The sequence below is a fragment of the Candidatus Thiodiazotropha sp. CDECU1 genome (assembly GCF_963455295.1).
GTDB lineage: Bacteria > Pseudomonadota > Gammaproteobacteria > Chromatiales > Chromatiaceae > Thiodiazotropha.
Genome location: NZ_OY734020.1, coordinates 1,640,103 through 1,658,962, shown reverse-complemented (window position 1 = coordinate 1,658,962; position 18,860 = coordinate 1,640,103). Strand labels below are relative to the sequence as shown.

The window sequence follows — 18,860 nt, the reverse complement described above, 5'->3', positions numbered from 1 at the left end:
TGACAGCTACCATGCCAGGTAATGTTTGTTATTGATTTTAATATAGAAAGCAGACAGATATGGCATTTAGACAAGCAAAAAGAAGGCCACAGCGGCAGCGGTTACCAGACTGATAGTGGTGGGCAGGGTCACCAGCATGTCACCGGAACCCAGCATCAGGTAGGCGGTCTCCACCACCAAAATGGCCATGGCGACGCCCAGCGCCCGTGGTGTTTCCAACCAACGGGTAACGCCGGCCAGTGAAATGAAGGCCAATCCCAGCAGGGCGGCCCCCATCATCCCCGCGAAGGCCTGATTGACCGGCTCAACACTGAAATAACCCGCAATCAGGTGGGGATCGACGATCAGGATCACTCCCCACACACTCAACATCACGATAGCGAGAACAAGAGAAAGACGCTGCAGCACCCGGTTAGGCATGGCTATCCCCAAAATATCTTTTATTTATCATGCGAATATAGAGAATTTCTCGACCAATTACAAAACACTTTAGTTTAATTTTGAATTTTCAATTCACAATCCCCCCCTATCAACAGTTCTCCTAATGTTCTACAATCTATGTCACTATGAAGAACATTTGGAGAACTCAATATGCTAACCCCTACCCAGGACCGCACCCTGAGCTTCATCCGCCGCTACCTGAAGAGGCGAGGATACGCCCCCTCGCTGATTGAGATTGCCGAAGGCATAGGTATCACTTCCAAAGGCACCGCCCATCGCCACGTACAGGCCCTGGCCGAGGCGGGCGCGATACGCCTGATCACCGGGCGTAAGCGCGGCATCGAGTTGGTGGACGAGGAGGCGCTGTCGAAAACCAGCCTTCCCCTACTGGGCCGCATCGCAGCGGGCCAGCCCATCGAGGCCATCGCCGGTCAGGACCGCCTCGAGCTGAACGACCTGTTCGGCCCCAACCGCTACGCCCTGCAGGTGAAGGGGGACTCCATGATCGACGCCGGCATCCTCGATGGCGACCTGGCGGTGATCGAACGCTGCGACACCGCCGACGACGGCGCCATCGTGGTGGCCCTGATCGACGACGAGGAGGCCACTCTGAAGCGCCTCAGACGCCTCAAGAGCGGCCGTATCAAGCTGATCGCCGAGAACCCCGGCATCCCCCCCATGATCTATGCGGCAAAGCGGGTGAGGATCCAGGGGGTGTTGGTGTGTCAGCTGAGACGCTACAAGTGAATAGGAAGTTTTTAGTTATGAGTTTTGAGTTTTGAGTTTTGAGTTGATGAGTGTGCTACGCACACGTTTTTTATCCAACGTGAGCGAAGCGAACACCGCAACTAAAAACTCATAACTCAAAACTCTTGAGCAATCATGTATATCGACGACACCCACCCCAAAGCCCACTGGTCCCGCGCCATGATCCTGGTGGACATGAACGCCTTCTTCTGCAGCGTGGAACAGATCGACCACCCGGAGCTGCAGGGACGCCCCATCGGTATCACCAATGGCGCCCAGGGGACCTGCATCATTACCTGTTCCTATGAGGCCCGCGCCTATGGCGTGCATACCGGCATGCGTCTGAAAGAGGCCCAGCGGATCTGTCCCGGGTTTGTCCAGGTGCCGGCCCATCCGGAACGCTATGCCCAGGTCTCCACCCGCATCATGGAGGCACTCTCCAGCATCACCCCGGACATGGAGATCTTCTCCGTGGACGAGGCCTTCCTCGACATCACCCATTGCCAACGCCTGCTCGGTACCCCGCAACGGATCGCCCGGCAGGTCAAGCAGACGGTGCTGGAGGCCTCCGGGGGGGTGCTCTGCTCGGTGGGGGTCAGCGGCGACAAGACCAGCGCCAAGTACGCCGCCAAACTCAACAAACCCGACGGCCTGACCATTATCCCTCCCGGTACCGCGCAGCAGACCCTCGCCAAGGTGCCGGTCACCGAGTTGTGCGGTATCGCCAAGGGCATCGGCCGCTACCTGGCGGAACGGGGCGTCTATACCTGTGGCGACATGTGCCGCCTGCCCATCGGCGAGATCGGACGCCGCTTCGGCAACCCGGGGCGGCGTATCTGGCTGATGACCCAGGGACTCGATCCCGACCCGGTGCACAGTGAGGTCGATGCGCCGAAATCCATCGGCCATGGCAAGGTCATGCCCCCTGACACCCGCCGGCGGGAGGTGATCGAAACCTTCCTCCTGCATATGGCGGAAAAGGTGGCCACCCGGCTGCGCCTGCACCATTTCCGCGCCAGCCACTTCTACATCGGGGTGCGTATCGACGCGGGCTATCTCGCCCGCAAATACCGTTGCAACCCGCCCACCGACCACGGCCCGGAGATCGTCGCCATGTGCCAGGACTTCCTCGACCACCACTGGGCCGGCCAGGGCTGCCACCAGGTGCAGATCACCGCCCTGGATCCCAGGTACGCCGACTACCAGTTCGACTTCCTGCAGCCGAACCAGCAGCGCCAGGACCGCCTCAACCAGGCCATGGACCATATCAACCAGCGCTACGGTGAATTCGCCCTGGCCCCCGTGCGCCTGCTGAACCGCTCGAAAATGCCCAATGTCATCGCCCCGGCGTGGAAGCCGTTTGGGCATAGGGAAACCATCCTGCAACAACCCGCAAAAGTCAGTAGTTATGAGTTTTGAGTTTTTAGTTTTGAGTTTTGGCGTTCGCTTAGCACGCATAGCGGGCTAAGCCATGTGCACCGCCGTCCACTACACCCTCAACGGCCAGGAGTTCCGTACCAAATTCCCCACCGCCGGGGCCTGCCTGCCGGTTAAAAACAGGCACGGCGGCGCCGACCTGCTGCCCTGGGGCCGGCGCAAACATCAGCTCGGCAAGCTGCCGCTGGGGGGTTGGGCGAGGCTCGATGCCATCTACGGCGGTCGCTGGGACCGCTGGCGGCCGATTCCGGTAAAGCTGCTGGTCAGCCAGTTCATGGAGGTGGACATGGAGGGCGCCAGCCACTGGTTCGATGTCACCCCGGGGAAATGGATCCAGGGCCTGGTGGCCCGCTGGGAACAGGAGCGGCGCATCTATGTGGTCACCATCACCCCGGAGATGGAAGACGCCGCCTATGAGCGTTGGCCGCGCATCCTCAGCGACAGTCGCTGAATAAGTGATCAACCCACCGCATGCCTAATGCATGGCCCATCCCCCCCCTGGCCTGCTTGCGGTTTATGGCTAAATGTTCTAAAAAAAAAGGTCTGTTTAGCCTCTCAGCAGTTTTCAAGGATGAGTATTTATACAGAAGTCTTAGCACAGTTTATTTTTGGTGCAATACCTGAACTCTCAATATCAGTGGGGAATCGCATTGTTAAGGTTGTCTTTCCGAATGGATTCATAGAATAAGACAGCATTTTTAGTGCTGCCATTGGTGCCCTGGCAGTGATGTTGTTAGTGGGATTAGCGGTATATCTACTAATCACAGTAATCTAAATCTGTTAGTAGGAAAATTTACCATGTGGAGTCTTTTTCGAAAGAAACCATTACTTTCCGAACAGGATACCCTGTTCCAAATAGAGTGTTTCAAATGGCTACTGACCCATTTTGGTGGGGATGATTTTTACCAGGAAGTACAGCTGGTCCTGCCTACTAAGGAGTATTTTCCTGCCACGGTCGATTCTAAGGAATCTGCTGCCCAGGCAACATTGCAGCAGGTGATGAAACTGGCTGGTATGGAGAATTGGCCCGTCACACTACAGGCGCAAGAGAAAGATCCCAATCTTCATGTTGCTCCCACGTTGATTGTAAAAAATGTAGAACAAAACCCCCTAGGCACCTTTTCAGTAAATGAAAAGAATGAGGCCACGATTACCTACAATCCGAAAATCACGGTTAATCCAACCCAAATGGTTGCGACCTTCGCCCATGAGCTTTCCCACTACCTCACCGGAACCGCACCGGAACCACCACCCGGCGGCTGGGAAAACTGGGAATTCGCAACAGACATCGGTGCAACTTTTTTGGGATTTGGTATTTTCCAAGCCAATGCAGCCTTTAATTTTCAACAATATTCAAGCGCAGGCGTCTCTGGCTGGCAAACATCCGGAGGGGGCTATCTTACCGAGCTAGAACATAGCTACTCACTAGCGATCTTCTTGCTTCTAAAAGAGATATCGCCAAACATTGCCCTTCCTCATTGCGATACGAATGTGAGGAGTTACCTAAAAAAGGCTTTGAATGAGTTAGCAAGAGGGAACATCATCAACGAATTAAAAGAGGTCGCTTATGTGCCGCGGACATAATAAACAGAGTTTAAACCTTTGAGGATAGGTTTAGTATGGACACATCAAACTACTCCACCAGCGCCTTCATATCCTCAAGAATGAGCCTGGCGCGTTCAGGATGCTGCTCCATCTCCCTGCTCTTGGCGGCGATCCACTGCGCCTCCTCCTGCATCAACCGGTTCAGGTTCTCTTCATAGACCACCACTGGATAATCCTGTTTGCGCAGTCCAACCACATACTCGTTGAGGCGCTCCTTGAGCAACAGCCGACGGGTCTGCTGCTGGGTATCGGGATCTTCGATATCGGTATATTTCGATGCCCTTTGGTCGGTTATACGTAGAATATGCCAACCGGCCGGGGTCTCCACCGGGCCTCCCAGTTCACCGATCTCCAGGGCGAAGGCCTCCTCGTCCAAGGCTGGAAAACCGCTGCCCTCCTCTACCCAGCCGAAGTCGCCCAAGGTCTGTTTTGCCCGGGGATCGATGGAGTGGTCGCGCGCCGCCTGGTAGAGGGTGAGTTCTCCCTTTTCCAGTTTTTCCATGATCTCCAGTGCCGTCTGCTCATCCTTCACCACCACCATCTGCAACTTGCGGTGTTCATTGAAGGTGATACCTTTTTTATGCTTTTCAAAATAGTCCCGTACCTCCTGCTCGGTCGGCTCCATGCCTTGCGCCAACGCCTTGCGATGTAGATTTACCAGGCGTGTGAGGCTGAATTCGGCCAGGGCGGCTTTAAAGTCAGGGCCCTGATCCAACCCCGCTTGACGTCCCTTTTTCGCCAACAGATAGTTGTCTATCAGACCGTTCAGGGTCTCCAGGCGTCGCTCGATGTTGATGGAGTTATTCAATGTGGCAAGGTACTTTTTGCTCTCGCCCCAGGTCATTGCAATGCCGTCGAATTCAGCGATCACCTGATCATCACTACGTAGACTGTCCTCTTCGATATCGAGATGACGGGTGTGTATCTTCACGTCCATTCCGGCATGCAGATGTTTGCGCAAGCCCTGTTTGCGGGTGATATATTTTGCCTTTTTTACCTTTGCCTCGATCAGGGGGCGCAAGGTATCGTCCACCTCAATATCCTTGGCGAAGTGCTTTTTTACATAGCCATCGATCTCTTGATCACTGATATCCTGGGCCGCCTTCAAATAGTGTCTGCGATAGAGTCCCGCCAACATGCCATCGGCGTAGGTCTGCAGCTCGCGCTTGAAAACCGGATCCTCCTGCAGGCCCTTGCCGACACCATCCAGATAGAGCAGATTGACGCTGATCGCCTTGTCCAGCAGAGTCAACATGACGGTACGCCTTTCGGGCGTACCCAGGGCCGGCGTGGATAGACCCACCACGGCAGTGCTATTCAATTGGGTGTTCAGCTGGGAGAAGGTGATGATCCGATCGCCAACCCGGGCCAGGACATTGGCATCGGATTGTGCCGGCTCAGCAGCCGTGTCTCCCCATGCGGAAGTGGCCAGAAGACAAGCGGCCATCAGTGTTACAGGAATTCTCATTTTGCCTCCGAATGACCTGTTCCAGCCAACTGTATGCTACATCGGCGATAAGACAGGTCTTTGGATATTTATAATCGTTGAATGATGCTACTCACCCTAAAAATGGCTGACGACTGCGAAGCGATTGGGAGGGGAGACCGAGATCCCCCCTCCCAGATGCAACTGCCATCCGCCAATATGACAGCTGACCTTTCCGCCTGCTACCAACCGCAGGTGGAGCCGGTGCGATCCTGGGAGACATGCTCCCAAACGCTTTCCGACACCCGACCTTCGGAGAGGTGGAGCTTCCACTCCTGACCATCCTCACCGTTACAGGCCACCTCTTGCCATTCATCATCATGGCAACCCTGACAGACGGTGTTGCGGGGATCCGTGGTACCGAATACCTCACCCGAAATAAGTTCCTCCACCTGATCCATGGTCTTGCGCGATACCCGACCCTTCATGGCATGTTCCAGCCACTCGCCTTCTGAGGCACTGACTTCGTCGTTTTCGTTCTCATGACAGTTGACACAGAAGTCTTCACGGGGATCGTGATTATCGGTGAAAGTATGGGCCCAACTGACCGCCGCATCGAAGTCGCTGGCGATCGATCTGCCGTCGAAATGCATACCCTCACCATTATCGCAGTTGCCGCCATCTTCACCCGGCTCACAGACCCGTACAGGAATCTGGGCATCCACATTGTCGGCCAGGGTATCGTACATATGACATGAACCACACTTCAGCGGACCGTGGCTGTCATCGCTGTTGAGATAGGCCGCCTGGGCATAGGTGGTGGCATCCACACCGTCCACACCCGGTCCCTGCTCAAGATGGGGAGCGACCGGATAGAGGCCATGGATCGACTCATGACAACCCTGACAGGTGATGTCCCGATGACCGCGGGAGTATCGCATCAGTCCAGCCTTGCGCGGATAGTTGAAGGGTGGATGGTCATTACCCGGTTGATGACCACTCGGCTCCACATAGGGCGCGGTGTGACAATCGGCGCAATGGGGCTCGCCGGCAGCCAGCCAGTGGTCGCGTCCATCGGTTGCCGCCGAGAAGGGTACCGGGGCCGCCATCGATCCGCTCAGGGTCTGCTGGGCAGCGGTCACACAGTCGTCGGTGGTACAGAAGTCCAGGATGCTGACACTGAAGTCGCCATCCCCATCGAAGCTACCGCAGATCTGGAAATCCGCATTACCATCACCATCACAATCGGGACCTGGTGCCGCTGCACCTGTGGTACATGCGGTGGCGTCACCAGCCACCTCAATGGTGGCCAACTTGGCGTCGATGGCCGGATCGGTACTGCCACCCAGGTAGGCGCAGAGACCCGGATCACGGCGCCAGATGGCCATTGTCTCTTCCGAAGTACGAATTGCACCGTCCTCAGGGAACACATTGGGATCCCGAGGATCGAGCCAGTCCAGGGCCTGCTGTGTATCTACCCCAACTGCAGCGGCAATATCATCCAATGAGGCCAGGGCGCGTATGTTGCTCGCCCCTGGACCGGGTATGCCATCTATCAGGCTCTCCATGTTCTCCTGCTTCCAGATCTCCTGGCTCAGCTGGTTGTGGCAATTGGTGCACCAGATACCCCGGTCGTCGCGATCGCTGCCCGCAAGACCCGCCTGATTACGGGAGACATTATCCCGCAACCATTCACCAATGGCGGTCAAGTGTTCAGGGGTTCCCGCACCGTCGATATCCTTGAATGGATTGGAGTGAACGTCACGGCCGACGAAACAGCCGCCCGCGCCCAGACGGTTATCCGTACTGGCATAGAAGTTGTCGCCACTTTCGGTAATAGGATAACCGGCCATGTCGCCATTGGAACGGTGAGCGGGATGACAGCCCTGGCAACCGCCGAAGCGGCCGAGACTGTCGCTGAAGGCGATGGGGCCACCCTCGCCGACACCGCGATGGGTCTGATGAATCGCCTCGGACATGGGCAGAATCACTTTGCTGCTCCCATCATCATCGGTGAACGATGCCGATTTGACCACCGCAATGACATTGTCCGCATGGCAACGCTGGCAGAGCACGGTGGTATTACCGATACGGGTGCTCTGGGCGAATACGGGACGATTGTTCTCCGCCGACAGATCGGCGGCCAGTGCATCGCACTCCGCCGGTGTGCCGCAGGCCGGGTAGTTGTCCAGGAATCCAGTACCCTGGTTCTTGTCATGCAGGCCGAGAATACTGATGGCGGCACTCTTGAGGCGCGGATACCAGTCCGAGTCGCCTGGCCCTATGTTGTAGTAACTCATCCAAAAGTTATATTCCTGCTGAACCTTGGACCAGATCTCATCACCGCTCTTATGGGGTGAATTGGTGGTATCCACCTCTGAGTGGCAACGTTCGCAGTTGGGGATATCGATGGGCGCGGTGCCGAATCCCTCCACCGGCGCGCCATTCTGCAGCACCGGATCACCCATACCGCCATAGGCATTCTCATCGTAGTGACGCAACCTGGCCTTCATCGCCACGAAAGGACGCACCGAGTCTTCGAACATCGCGCCCGGGTCGGCAAAGAAATTGATGGAGTCCTCGAACGGGGTCAGGGGAAGCCCCAGGGCCTCCCAGATACGTGGCGAGGTGAGGGTGATCGGCAGGTTCTCCAGCACCTTCATCTGGGTATAGACAACGGTGCCGTGCTCGCCGGAGAAGGTCAGTACATTGCCCTTGGAAGCACCGCCGCAATCATTAAGTACAGCAGGATTGGTCGGTACGCCATCCGGGTGGGAGACCGGTCCCATCGGGTGCAGACCGGCACCGCAATCGTCCGGATACTCGATGTGGCCGGTTACGCCAAGCCGGATCTTATCGGACTCAGCCGTCGAACCGGTGGGATTGGAGCCTTCCAGGTCGGCGTAGATATAGAGGTGATTCCAGACCGCATTCCAGTAGTCGTCGGTGGGATCATTGAAATCGCCGTCACCCAGCATGGCGCCGCTGACACCGTTCCAGGTCGGGTTGCCGTCTTGGCCCGAGAGCACCAACGAACCGTCCGGATTGACCGCCGCGGAATCGGCGAGGGTGTTCCACATCAGCAGTGAATTGCCCTCGGTGGCGCTGATCAGTGTCGAAGTCTGGGGTACGACGTTGGGACGAGTTTCCCGTGGTTGTGCTTCATGCCAATACTCGAGGACATATTTCTGGAAATCCCCGTTTGCATCGAGATCGGGATCCCGCAGTACAGTCTGTCGTCCCAGGGCATCGAGACCTTCAGCGGGGTCCCCCTCCAGGAGTCGCGCAAAGGCTGTCTGGCCCTCATCACTCTGCTGCGTCTTCACAACCTGGGCCAGGATCGAGTTATAAGGAGGCAGCACGCAACAATAGGCGAACTCGAAACCGGTACAGTGCATACCGAGTTCATAGTTCATCATGATGTTGAAGGTATTCTTAGGACGCAGCGCCAGGCCGTTGCCACCACCCCCTTCTGAGTTTTCCTCATCTTCAGAATTATCCCTGTCCTCATCCTTGCTGCTCTTATCCTCCTCACTTCTGTACTTCTCGTTGCTGTACCTCTCGTTGTTGTACTCCCGCTCTTCATCATCATCACTTGCCCAGGTATTACCCGTGGCAACAACCAACGTGAGGATTAATGAAATCGCGTATGTTACGAAGCGATAAGTTTTATTGGGTAGTAATTGATTGCACTTCATAACCAAACTCCTCCACTTGCCTGTATGGTTTCTATTACTCGCAGGTTGTCAATCCTGGCGGTCTTGTGCTGTTGTTGTTATTGCACACTACTTGCAATGATCCCCCGACCAATAGCTGCCACTGACTAGTGTGTTCATTCCATCTAATTGTTTTTATGTACTTTTTGTCCGACATCACAGAGACGGCATTTATTAATTTGGGCAGGTTATCCCAAAAAGTAGCAAAGCAAGATTAAGAGTGACTTAAGATGAAGTGATGACTGGGAAATTTATTCCTAGGTAGGTATTAATATGTGATCCAGTTCATATTCTTTTTTTTTTTTAGAAATCGACACGTTATTTCACTTCACATCCTCAACACTCATTTTCGATGCGAGTGATCCCAAAGCTATTCAGCACAACATAGGAAGTTGCCAAACGCACCCTACTCCTGTATCAATTGGTTAACAATCGAAGTGATCTCATCACTATCCCACTCAACCGGACCAATTGCCTTATGGCGTAAGCGCCCCTGGGCATCCACCAGAAAACTGCTGGGAAAGACCTTAACCTTCCATGCATTGCCCGCCTCTCTTTTTGGATCAAGAAGGACAGGGAAAGTAACATTCAAGCGTTTTGCTATGTTACTGACACGACGCTTGTTTTCCTCTACATTGACGGCGAGGATGACAAATTCCTCCTGGCTCATCTCCGCTGCCAGTCTTATCAACGACGGCATCTCTTCAATGCAGGGTGGGCACCAGGTTGTCCAAAAGTTGACTAAAACCGTTTTGCCTTTGAGATCACTTATTCGATAGCTTACCCCGTCCAGATCCTTAAGATTCAATGCAGGTGCAGTATGGACAGTCTCCATTGTCTCAAGCCATCCACCTCTCGCAAGCCCGCCAGCTGAAACCAATAACAAGATCAGTGCTGGTACGAGATAGAGAAAATCCGATCTTTTTAAAAGTCTCATGATGTTGCGTATTACCCAGTCAGTGTCAGCAGCGCGATAGACGGATCCGGCATTTTGCGGAACGCCATTCCTCCTATCGACATAATAATATTCTTATAAAATATCATTAGCTTTATGATATTGAAGTATATTTCATTATTCACAAGGTGTTTTTTTTCAAGCCAACTCGGCCTGCCACACTCTAAAGTTTTAAATTTCGAAGACGATATATCCTGCAACCAAGGAGTATATGGGTTTGATATTGGAGCATCATATTTAACCCCTGGTTCACTGTAATAATTACACAGCTAGCACGTGAACAATGTTTCACAGCGCTATACATATTAAAAAACAGCATATGGATTTGGAGTAGGAATGGTCCATATCAGGGAAAAGATCATGTCAATTCTGCACAACCTATCGATCCGCACAAAGCAGTGGTTTGGCTTCGGGCTCATCCTCTGCGTGCTTGGTGTCTCGTCTATTTTCACCCTCATCAGCTTGAGTAATGTTGAACAGAGTGTGAATGGTGTGGTGCTTAAAAGCCAGCCAAGGTTGATCTTGACTAAAGACCTCGCGAGTAGTTTAAAACAGTCTGTAGAGTCTCTGGGATTCTATCTCCTGACAAAGGAAGATACTCATTTAAAGGATTTTTCAACTAAAAAGGAGCAGACTCATTACATTCTTCAATCACTTATAACAAAAAGTGTAGAGGCGAAGGATAACGTCGCATCTCAACTGCTCGTGCTGCTGAACGATGAAGTAAAGCAGTTCGACCAGACTGCTGAGGCTTTACTCAGCCAGACAGCGACATATGAGGGTAACTTCCCTGGCATTGCCTATGCGAATGAGCATATTAATCCTATCAGCCGTAATCAGATGCAACTCACATCTCAGATGATTATATCTGAAATGGAGGAACCCGCGGACGAAGAACGAAAACAGATTTTGAATGATCTTACCGAGTTGAGGTATGCCTGGAGCAATATCATGAATGGTATCCGGGGCTATCTCGCCTTTCGCAATGAATCAAATATAAACGACCTGAACCTCTACCTTGGAAGAGCAAAAAAACTCGTTGACAAGCTCAATGGGATAAGTGATCTGCTGACCCTGGATCAATATGATTCCATCGAACAATTCACGCATAATCTGGCCCAATTTGATAACCACTATAAAGAGCTTCTAGAGATTCACGGCAGTGATAAGTGGCGCAGTGATGCATGGCTGGTACGCAGCCAGATAACTCCCCTGCTGACAATAATCGATCAACAGCTTGGTCAGCTTGTGGCACACCATGAGTCCACGATTTCACAAACCAGTCAACGTCTGATTGAGGATACAAGTTCAACCACTACACTTGTATCCAGTCTTTTGCTGCTTGGCCTGATAATCGGGCTGTTCATAAGCTGGTTGACGACACGACTCATCTACCATCCGATTCTGGATGCGGTCAGGACCATGCAAGACATAGCCAATGGCAATGGCGACTTGATGAAACAGCTTGATCAGAAAGGCAATGATGAACTTGGATTACTCGCTGCAAGCTTCAATCAGTTTGTCGGCAAGATCCGTATCCTGATACAGCAGACGGCACAATCGACTGAATCGGTTATCAGCGCTGTCGCCCAAACATCAGAAAATACCAGCCACATCAGCCGACGTATCCAGAAGCAGGAACATGAAACAGAACAGGTGGCGACAGCCATGAACCAGATGGCGAACTGTATCTCGGATATAGCGAAAAATGCATCTGTTGCGGAAGAAGCCACCAAAGCAGCCTCCACCGAGGCGCAATCCGGCTGCACGATCGTTAAGCAGACTGCGGATGCAATTCAGGCGTTGGCAGATGAAGTGGAACTTGCAGAGAAAACAATTCTGCAAGTGGAACAGGAAAGCGTGAGTATAGGATCTGTCCTGGATGTGATCAAAAGTATCGCTGAACAGACCAATCTACTCGCCCTCAATGCTGCCATCGAAGCCGCAAGAGCAGGTGAACAGGGACGCGGCTTTGCTGTTGTAGCCGATGAAGTTCGTGGACTGGCCAACCGCACCCATCAATCCACGGGTGAGATTGAGACTATGATACAGGCGTTGCAGAACGGCACGCAACAAGCGGTATCGGTCATGGCCGCCGGCAGAGAGAACGTGGATAACAGGGTGCTGCAGGCATCGGAGACGCTTCACTCCCTCAGCGAGATAAACAAAGCGATCGGGACCATCAACGAAATGAATACCCAAATCGCCACAGCTGCAGAGGAGCAGTGTTCGGTGGTCGAAGAGATAAACCTAAACATCACCAATATCAGTGAAAACAGCAAACAGACATCCCAGAATGCCAAAGACACCTCTGAAACCGCCAACGACTTGGGAAATCTTGCCTCTGATCTACAACGCGTTGTACAACAATTTAAATTTTCCGGTGATTCAAGTTTCGATTTCAGCTCGGCAAAGTCTGCCCATCTGGCATGGAAGGCCAGGGTGCGCTCCTTCCTCGATGGTAAACAATCCCTGACCCACGCGGAGGCTGTCTCACACCATGATTGCGCCCTTGGTAAATGGTACTACTCTGAAGCACTCAGTCGGTATAGCGAAATATCAGAGATCCATGCCATTGAACAGCCTCATCAGCAGCTACATGCCTTGATAAAAGAGATTATCAGCCATATGGAGAGTGGCGACACGGACAGGGCAGAAATGCTCTACAACGAGATCGAACCCCTGTCTGCCAAGATCATAGGACTGCTCAACAGGGTTGAACGACAGATATTGGAAAGCGATTAATGGTTAGGGATCGGCCTGATCGTCAAACAATCTCATTTTTCGCTGTTGCCGCCATGTCTCTGCCATATCAGGACACCGATTGTGGTAACGCCGAGGGCGACACCGGCTGATAGCAACATACGCGCCAACCACTCCGGCCAGGCCGGTTCAGGTGTCAGTAATGCCATGCTGCCGATGACTATCAACCAGAACGATATTTTTGCCAGGAGCGCGGATTTCAACTGAATTCTGCCTTACAGCCAGTGTACTGTCTCATACCATAAAATCTATCGACAATCATAATTCTCGAGTCGGATATACTCTTATAGCATATCCTATAAGCGCTCGAAATAAGACCGGCATGCCTCATCTCTACTATATCCACGATCCAATGTGCAGTTGGTGCTGGGGGTTTCGCCCGGTACTCCAGGCACTTATGGCAGGGCTACCAAATACCATCTCAAGCAGTTACCTGTTGGGAGGACTGGCCGCGGATACCTCTCAACCGATGCCTGACGAAATGCAGACCCGCTTACAGGTCACATGGCGGGAGATAGAGAAGAGAATACCAACTGCTCGATTTAATTTCGATTTCTGGACACGAAATACACCCAGAAGAGCCACATACCCCGCCTGTCGCGCCGTCATCGCTGCCAGAACAATGGATCCTGAAACAGAACAGCCCATGACACTCGCGATTCAGCAGGCCTACTACCTGCAGGCAAGAAACCCCTCGGATGACACTACCCTCATCGCGCTGGCAACGAAGATTGGCCTGGACAAACAGCAGTTTACCCAACTGTTAAAGCACCATTCCACACAGCAGATACTCGAGTCCGAAATAGGACAAGTACAGCGGATGGGGGTGCGCAGCTTCCCTACGCTGGTACTTCAACATGAGAAAAGTCATTGGCCGGTCGCCATTGATTATTTGAATGTGAAGCCGATGCTGACCCTCATCCAGGATATCCTGGTTGACTGATTTAGCCCTGCCGGGATTGACTTGAAGATAGTCTCGGGTAACACTCCGCCACCATGTTGAGCAAAGAGAAACTGAACAGACTGCGTGAAGATATCATCTTTACGGACGAACTGGCGGGTGAGCGTCTGCAATTTCACACCACCTGGGGCATCTTCTCCCCACGCGAAATCGATGAGGGAACCCGGCTACTGGTGGAATATATGCAGATTGCCCCCACGGACGACTGTCTCGACCTGGGTTGCGGTTATGGTCCCATTGGTCTCTACATGGCACGTAAGGCACCGAAAGGAGAGACGTTGATGGTCGACAAGGATTTTATGGCCATCAAATACAGTAATGCCAATGCCGAGCACAATCAATTGACGAATGCCAAAGCCATCCTCAGCAACGGTTTTGAGCATATCGATCCGGCATTACAGTTCAACATTGTAGCGTCCAACATTCCAGCAAAGGTGGGCAAGGAAATGCTATGCCTTATCCTGCATGATGCCATGCACCGTCTTAAAGCTGGTGGAAAGCTCTATGTCGTGACCATCAATGGTTTAAGGCAATATATGAAACGCAATCTTAATGAAGTTTTTGGCAATTACAAAAAGCTCAAACAGGGTAAAACCTATACCGTTGCATTGGCCATAAAACAGTGATTATTTCCGGTTTTTACCCGCCAAGCGAGGGTAATGTCGCCCCACACCTAGCCTGTATTACTTGCCTCGGAGATCCGCCTTAATACATAGGAAACCGCCACCAAACCGAAACTCGCGGTTACCGTCATCACTGAGCCGTATCCTCCACAGTTTAATGAACTCTCAATGTCAGACGGTCGTTCCAGACAAACATCACCCTGGGCATCGGGATAGCACTGCTGCTCAGACGAGAAGACACAGGGAATATTGAATCTGCGTTTGGTGTTACTCGAGAAGCCATACTCCTTGCGCAGCAGTTTGCGACATTTCGCGAGCAGTGGATCCTGCTCACTACGGCTTAGGTCCGCCAAGCGGATTCTGGTTGGATCAGTCTGGCCACCAGCACCGCCGACTGTAATGACCGGGATCTTATTGCTTCGGCAGAACGCGATCAAAGCTGTTTTTACTCTGAAATTATCGACACAATCGATCACATAATCGAATCCACCGTCAAGCAGCATTCCGAATGTGGTTTGGTCAATAAAGAGCTCTACAGGATTGACCTGGCAGTGTGGATTAATAGTCAATACCCGTTCAGCCAGAACTGCCACCTTGGCCTTGCCAAAGTTACCTTCAATGGCATGTAGCTGACGATTTACATTCGACTCCGCAATATGATCGAGATCATACAGCGTAAGCGTACCGATACCACTGCGCGCAAGGGCTTCAACGGCCCAGGACCCCACGCCACCCACGCCTATCACGGCAACATGAGAATCAGAAAACCGTTGTAATGCCTGTTGCCCATAGAGGCGTGCTATACCCCCGAAACGTCTCTCATTGTTCAAGTTGGAACCTTCGGTAACATGACAAGTGAGGATCAATTAAATGAAGATGCCTCTGCTTCAATTTCATCCAGGTTGTCAATTAGACTTATCATTCGCTTGCTCATTGTAATGAGATCATTAACACCCTGCTGAGTATTTTCTATATTACCATTATTTTTAATACTGACTAATTTGTAACCCAGCGCATGGATCTCTTCATGTAGTCTATTGATATCTTTATAGTCAGGCATATTGCCGTACTGAACAAATCCTATCCCATTGAACCAGTAACTGAAGGTACAGTGTTTACTGTCCAGTTTGCTATGATCCAATGACTTGTCCTGAGTAACAAACCCTAATACATTATCCATCCATTTCTGGTGGCTTGATATCGCCAGATCGACACCAACTTGATCGCTTTTCAAGAGTCTCTTCTTGAGATCTTTCCAAAGCTGATCCTCTTCCCACTCTTTTAACCAGGCTGGTATCTTCTCCGCCGGCATCGGTTTTGCGATAGCATACCCCTGACCGAATCGACAACCTAGGGTAAGCAGTGCTGAGGCATGCTCGATTGACTCAACACCTTCCGCTATCACCGGATGTCTGAATGCATGTGCAAGGCGAACCACACTGTCGACTATGGTCAGGTCCTGTGGGTCATCCAGCATAGCCTGTACAAAACTTTGATCGATCTTCAAGGTATCGACCGGAAGGCGATGAAAATAGGCGAGAGAGGAGTAACCTGTTCCAAAATCGTCCAAGGAGATCTTAATGCCAAGTTCATGACAATCGGTCAGGGTATGGTAGATTGCATTGGTGTCCTCGATGGAAGCTGTCTCCAAAATCTCCAATTCGAGCATTTCCGGTTTCACGTTGGGATGTTTTGAAAAGAGTTCCCGCACTTGCTCGGTAAAAATTGGAGACTGAAGATGATACACACCCACATTCACGCTGATCGGAAGCTGGATGCCGTTCCCTTGCCACTCGCTTACCTGCTGCAGCGCCTGATCCATTACCCATTTACCCAACTCCAGCTCCAAGTCAGTTTTTGTGATCAGCGATAGGAATTCGCCAGGCAGGGTGATTCCATATTCAGGATGCATCCAACGAATCAGAGCCTCAACACCGATCACTTCACAACTATACATATCAACCTTGGGTTGATAGTAAATAACAAATTCCTCATTGAGCAATGCATTCTCAAGATGCTGGTAGTTTTCTCGATTCACCTTGACCTGCTTATTTTGGTGCGGATCAAACAGGTGATAACAATTTTTACCCTCCTCCTTCGCCCAATACATTGCCTGGTCTGCATGCCGGATCAGGATATCGGCATCCACTTCATCTTCCGGAAATAGTGTCACCCCTATACTGGCATTCACCTCTAAATTGGTATTTCCTACCTGTATGGGCTCTGCTATCTCCTCCAATATCCTGTCCAGGATCTGTGTACATTGCTGCACACCTGTCAAATCACTCAATATCAATACGAATTCATCGCCACCGACACGCGAAACCGTGTCTTTTTCACGTAATGTGGCTTGTAATCGATGTGAGATTTCGATCAATATCTGATCGCCGGTATCATGGCCGAAGCGATCGTTAATCGGTTTAAAGCCATCAAGATCCAAATAGCAGATCCCTACACTGGCACCATTCCGCTTACTGTTAGCTATCGCCTGACGTAGCCTGTCTATCTTCAAACGCCGGTTGGGCAGGCCAGTCAATGCATCATAATTGGCGATATATTCAAGCTCTGCTTCCGCCTTCTTTCTGTCTGTTACATCATGAATAATAGAGTAGAGAACCTCCTTACCATTCCAGTCGATCGGACCTGAATGCACCTCCACATCTCGAATCTCACCTGACGCCAGGGCATGGCGAAAGTAGAAGTGGTGGCGCTCTTCATTTCGGGCATGTTGCATCTCTAGATCGATATCCTTCTGACTAAGAATATTTATGTCGCTGATTTGCATGCCCAACAGCTTATCCTGATCATATCCGTAAAAATCAACCGCCGCGTTGTTTGCCGCTAGAATAGTGCCTGTATCCGGATCAATCGTAAGCATCACCGCCTTGTTCGCTTCGAATAACATTCTGAAGCGCTCTTCACTATTACGTAGAGCCTCAGACAGTTCCTGTGCTCTCTGCAGTGCCTGCTTCAAGCTCGCATTGCTGGTTTGTAATGTCTCATTGGATTCCGCAAGTTGTTGGGTACGCGCTTCTACTTTCTCTTCCAACTCAATTCCGGAACGCTTGAGTTCGTCGATCTGTTTTTCGATAGTGCTCCCCATGTCTTCCAATGCACTGGACAGGGTACCGATCTCGTCTCCACTATGAAACTTTACTGAGTCTCCGAAGCGGCCGCTTGCAATAGCTGTAGCATACCTGGAAAGTCGCTTGATAGGCTCTATAAGTTGCTTGCGCAAAAAGAAATTGAGAAGTAGCGCAATGATAATAAATGTAATCAATACATTGACCAGAACCTGCCTGATTGCCTGTAACACCTTTTCATCAATGACCTTTGTGGAGAAACCGAGTCTAATTACCCCGATTGGTTTGCCTTCATCAAAGATGGGTACAGCCACATCGTAAAAATACTTCCCATCGGATTGCTGATAGATCTGCCACAGGGGTTGTTTTGAAGACAAGGTCTTGAGTGTCACAGGGTCGCTATATTTCTGCCCTTTCTGTGTATGATCATTGTGAAACAGCACCAGGCCGGTTAGGTCTGTCACACCGGCATACTCTATATGCTGATTATCTTGTGCAATGTCGGAAAGCTTTTTGTCCACGCCAGACAGTGACTCGAGGGTTAAGCCAAGGCCCAGCAGTTCAGTCAGGACGCTCTCAATGCTATGTCCAATACCGAAACTGCCTGTGAGTAATGCATCGGTATAATTTGAACGGAAACTGAATATATTGGCGGCAGAGCTAAGCAGCAAGGAGAATGAAAGCGTGCCGATAGTAATAAGCAGAATTTTCTGGCTTAGTCTCATTTGCTGCAGAATAAAATCTCAACTGATGACAACAAGTAAATTTCCAAATGGGCTTGTTCAAATAGAGCCGGTGCTCCCCGCATCGATCAGACAGATACCAATCTGTTCTCCAATTCACAACAGCCTATTCAACCATAGTTCCATGCATGAAACCCATCTATTCATTCCTGAGGATTTTCAAAGTTTTACCTAATAAGGATATTGTCGGCAAATGATGGCTACTCTGTAATAAACACTACCTTTTATGGTTGAATTTAATAACATTAATCTATATTTAACATTATATAACAAATGCATATCATTGTTTTTATTATATTTTTTAAGGACGAATCGCTTCTGATTGAAACTTAGCGGTGCAACCCTATCCCGGTTACAACT

At 51.3% G+C, this 18,860-nt stretch carries 14 protein-coding genes; 7 read left to right on the top strand and 7 right to left on the bottom strand.

Going from position 1 to position 18,860, the window contains the following annotated elements; genetic code table 11:
• Positions 1-66: 66 nt before the first annotated feature.
• On the bottom strand, positions 67-420 hold the full coding sequence (locus R2K28_RS07560; RefSeq protein ID WP_116444644.1) for a hypothetical protein: 354 nt from the start codon (positions 418-420) through the stop codon (positions 67-69).
• Between the two features lie 171 nt (positions 421-591).
• Between R2K28_RS07560 and lexA the strand changes: the two genes are divergently transcribed.
• The 4 genes from lexA to R2K28_RS07540 all read left to right on the top strand — a co-directional run bounded on the left by lexA (position 592) and on the right by R2K28_RS07540 (position 4,209).
• Positions 592-1,188: a transcriptional repressor LexA gene (gene lexA / locus R2K28_RS07555; RefSeq protein WP_116444643.1), complete on the top strand. Its 597-nt coding sequence runs from the start codon at positions 592-594 to the stop codon at positions 1,186-1,188.
• A 195-nt stretch (positions 1,189-1,383) separates the two neighbouring features.
• Entirely contained in the window at positions 1,384-2,607 is a 1,224-nt protein-coding gene (locus R2K28_RS07550) for a DNA polymerase Y family protein (protein ID WP_316368879.1), read from the top strand.
• Between the two features lie 52 nt (positions 2,608-2,659).
• Complete coding sequence (locus R2K28_RS07545) at positions 2,660-3,076, top strand: hypothetical protein (protein ID WP_316368878.1); 417 nt, start codon at positions 2,660-2,662, stop codon at positions 3,074-3,076.
• 347 nt (positions 3,077-3,423) lie between these two features.
• Positions 3,424-4,209 (top strand): hypothetical protein, encoded by a 786-nt coding sequence (locus R2K28_RS07540; RefSeq protein WP_316368877.1) that lies wholly within the window; start codon positions 3,424-3,426, stop codon positions 4,207-4,209.
• Between the two features lie 49 nt (positions 4,210-4,258).
• Here R2K28_RS07540 and R2K28_RS07535 read toward each other — a convergent pair whose 3' ends face one another.
• From R2K28_RS07535 to R2K28_RS07525, 3 genes are all read right to left on the bottom strand, one after another.
• Positions 4,259-5,698, bottom strand: coding sequence for a peptidylprolyl isomerase (locus tag R2K28_RS07535; protein WP_316368876.1), 1,440 nt, complete (start codon positions 5,696-5,698; stop codon positions 4,259-4,261).
• A 200-nt stretch (positions 5,699-5,898) separates the two neighbouring features.
• Positions 5,899-9,354, bottom strand: a complete 3,456-nt coding sequence (locus R2K28_RS07530; RefSeq protein ID WP_316368875.1) for a hypothetical protein — start codon at positions 9,352-9,354, stop codon at positions 5,899-5,901.
• 424 nt (positions 9,355-9,778) lie between these two features.
• Complete coding sequence (locus R2K28_RS07525; protein ID WP_316368874.1) at positions 9,779-10,309, bottom strand: TlpA family protein disulfide reductase; 531 nt, start codon at positions 10,307-10,309, stop codon at positions 9,779-9,781.
• 378 nt (positions 10,310-10,687) lie between these two features.
• Here R2K28_RS07525 and R2K28_RS07520 point away from each other — a divergent pair, with 378 nt between their 5' ends.
• Entirely contained in the window at positions 10,688-13,072 is a 2,385-nt protein-coding gene (locus tag R2K28_RS07520) for a methyl-accepting chemotaxis protein (RefSeq protein WP_316368872.1), read from the top strand.
• 32 nt (positions 13,073-13,104) lie between these two features.
• Here the strand turns inward: R2K28_RS07520 and R2K28_RS07515 are convergent, their stop codons facing one another.
• Positions 13,105-13,293 carry a hypothetical protein gene (locus tag R2K28_RS07515; protein ID WP_116476045.1) on the bottom strand — a complete coding sequence of 63 codons (189 nt, stop codon included), beginning with the start codon at positions 13,291-13,293 and terminating at the stop codon, positions 13,105-13,107.
• Positions 13,294-13,412: 119 nt separating this feature from the next.
• On the opposite strand from R2K28_RS07515, the gene R2K28_RS07510 reads away from it, so the two are divergent.
• Both R2K28_RS07510 and R2K28_RS07505 read left to right on the top strand, forming a co-directional pair.
• On the top strand, positions 13,413-14,033 hold the full coding sequence (locus tag R2K28_RS07510) for a DsbA family protein (RefSeq protein WP_316368870.1): 621 nt from the start codon (positions 13,413-13,415) through the stop codon (positions 14,031-14,033).
• Between the two features lie 53 nt (positions 14,034-14,086).
• Positions 14,087-14,677 (top strand): class I SAM-dependent methyltransferase, encoded by a 591-nt coding sequence (locus R2K28_RS07505; protein WP_316368868.1) that lies wholly within the window; start codon positions 14,087-14,089, stop codon positions 14,675-14,677.
• A gap of 47 nt (positions 14,678-14,724) precedes the next feature.
• Here R2K28_RS07505 and tcdA read toward each other — a convergent pair whose 3' ends face one another.
• Entirely contained in the window at positions 14,725-15,504 is a 780-nt protein-coding gene (gene tcdA, locus R2K28_RS07500; protein ID WP_316368866.1) for a tRNA cyclic N6-threonylcarbamoyladenosine(37) synthase TcdA, read from the bottom strand.
• Between the two features lie 32 nt (positions 15,505-15,536).
• Positions 15,537-18,482 (bottom strand): EAL domain-containing protein, encoded by a 2,946-nt coding sequence (locus R2K28_RS07495; protein WP_316368864.1) that lies wholly within the window; start codon positions 18,480-18,482, stop codon positions 15,537-15,539.
• Positions 18,483-18,860: the final 378 nt, after the last annotated feature.

What these genes read in the sequence shown, in the direction of transcription:
- R2K28_RS07505 (WP_316368868.1), top strand. Translation starts at nt 14,087, where the DNA reads ATGTTGAGCAAAGAGAAACTGAACAGACTGCGTGAAGATATCATCTTT.
- R2K28_RS07530 (WP_316368875.1), bottom strand. Translation starts at nt 9,354, where the DNA reads ATGAAGTGCAATCAATTACTACCCAATAAAACTTATCGCTTCGTAACA.
- R2K28_RS07525 (WP_316368874.1), bottom strand. Translation starts at nt 10,309, where the DNA reads ATGAGACTTTTAAAAAGATCGGATTTTCTCTATCTCGTACCAGCACTG.
- R2K28_RS07545 (WP_316368878.1), top strand. Translation starts at nt 2,660, where the DNA reads ATGTGCACCGCCGTCCACTACACCCTCAACGGCCAGGAGTTCCGTACC.
- R2K28_RS07560 (WP_116444644.1), bottom strand. Translation starts at nt 420, where the DNA reads ATGCCTAACCGGGTGCTGCAGCGTCTTTCTCTTGTTCTCGCTATCGTG.
- R2K28_RS07540 (WP_316368877.1), top strand. Translation starts at nt 3,424, where the DNA reads ATGTGGAGTCTTTTTCGAAAGAAACCATTACTTTCCGAACAGGATACC.
- R2K28_RS07535 (WP_316368876.1), bottom strand. Translation starts at nt 5,698, where the DNA reads ATGAGAATTCCTGTAACACTGATGGCCGCTTGTCTTCTGGCCACTTCC.
- R2K28_RS07520 (WP_316368872.1), top strand. Translation starts at nt 10,688, where the DNA reads ATGTCAATTCTGCACAACCTATCGATCCGCACAAAGCAGTGGTTTGGC.
- R2K28_RS07510 (WP_316368870.1), top strand. Translation starts at nt 13,413, where the DNA reads ATGCCTCATCTCTACTATATCCACGATCCAATGTGCAGTTGGTGCTGG.
- R2K28_RS07495 (WP_316368864.1), bottom strand. Translation starts at nt 18,482, where the DNA reads ATGAGACTAAGCCAGAAAATTCTGCTTATTACTATCGGCACGCTTTCA.
- R2K28_RS07550 (WP_316368879.1), top strand. Translation starts at nt 1,384, where the DNA reads ATGAACGCCTTCTTCTGCAGCGTGGAACAGATCGACCACCCGGAGCTG.
- lexA (WP_116444643.1), top strand. Translation starts at nt 592, where the DNA reads ATGCTAACCCCTACCCAGGACCGCACCCTGAGCTTCATCCGCCGCTAC.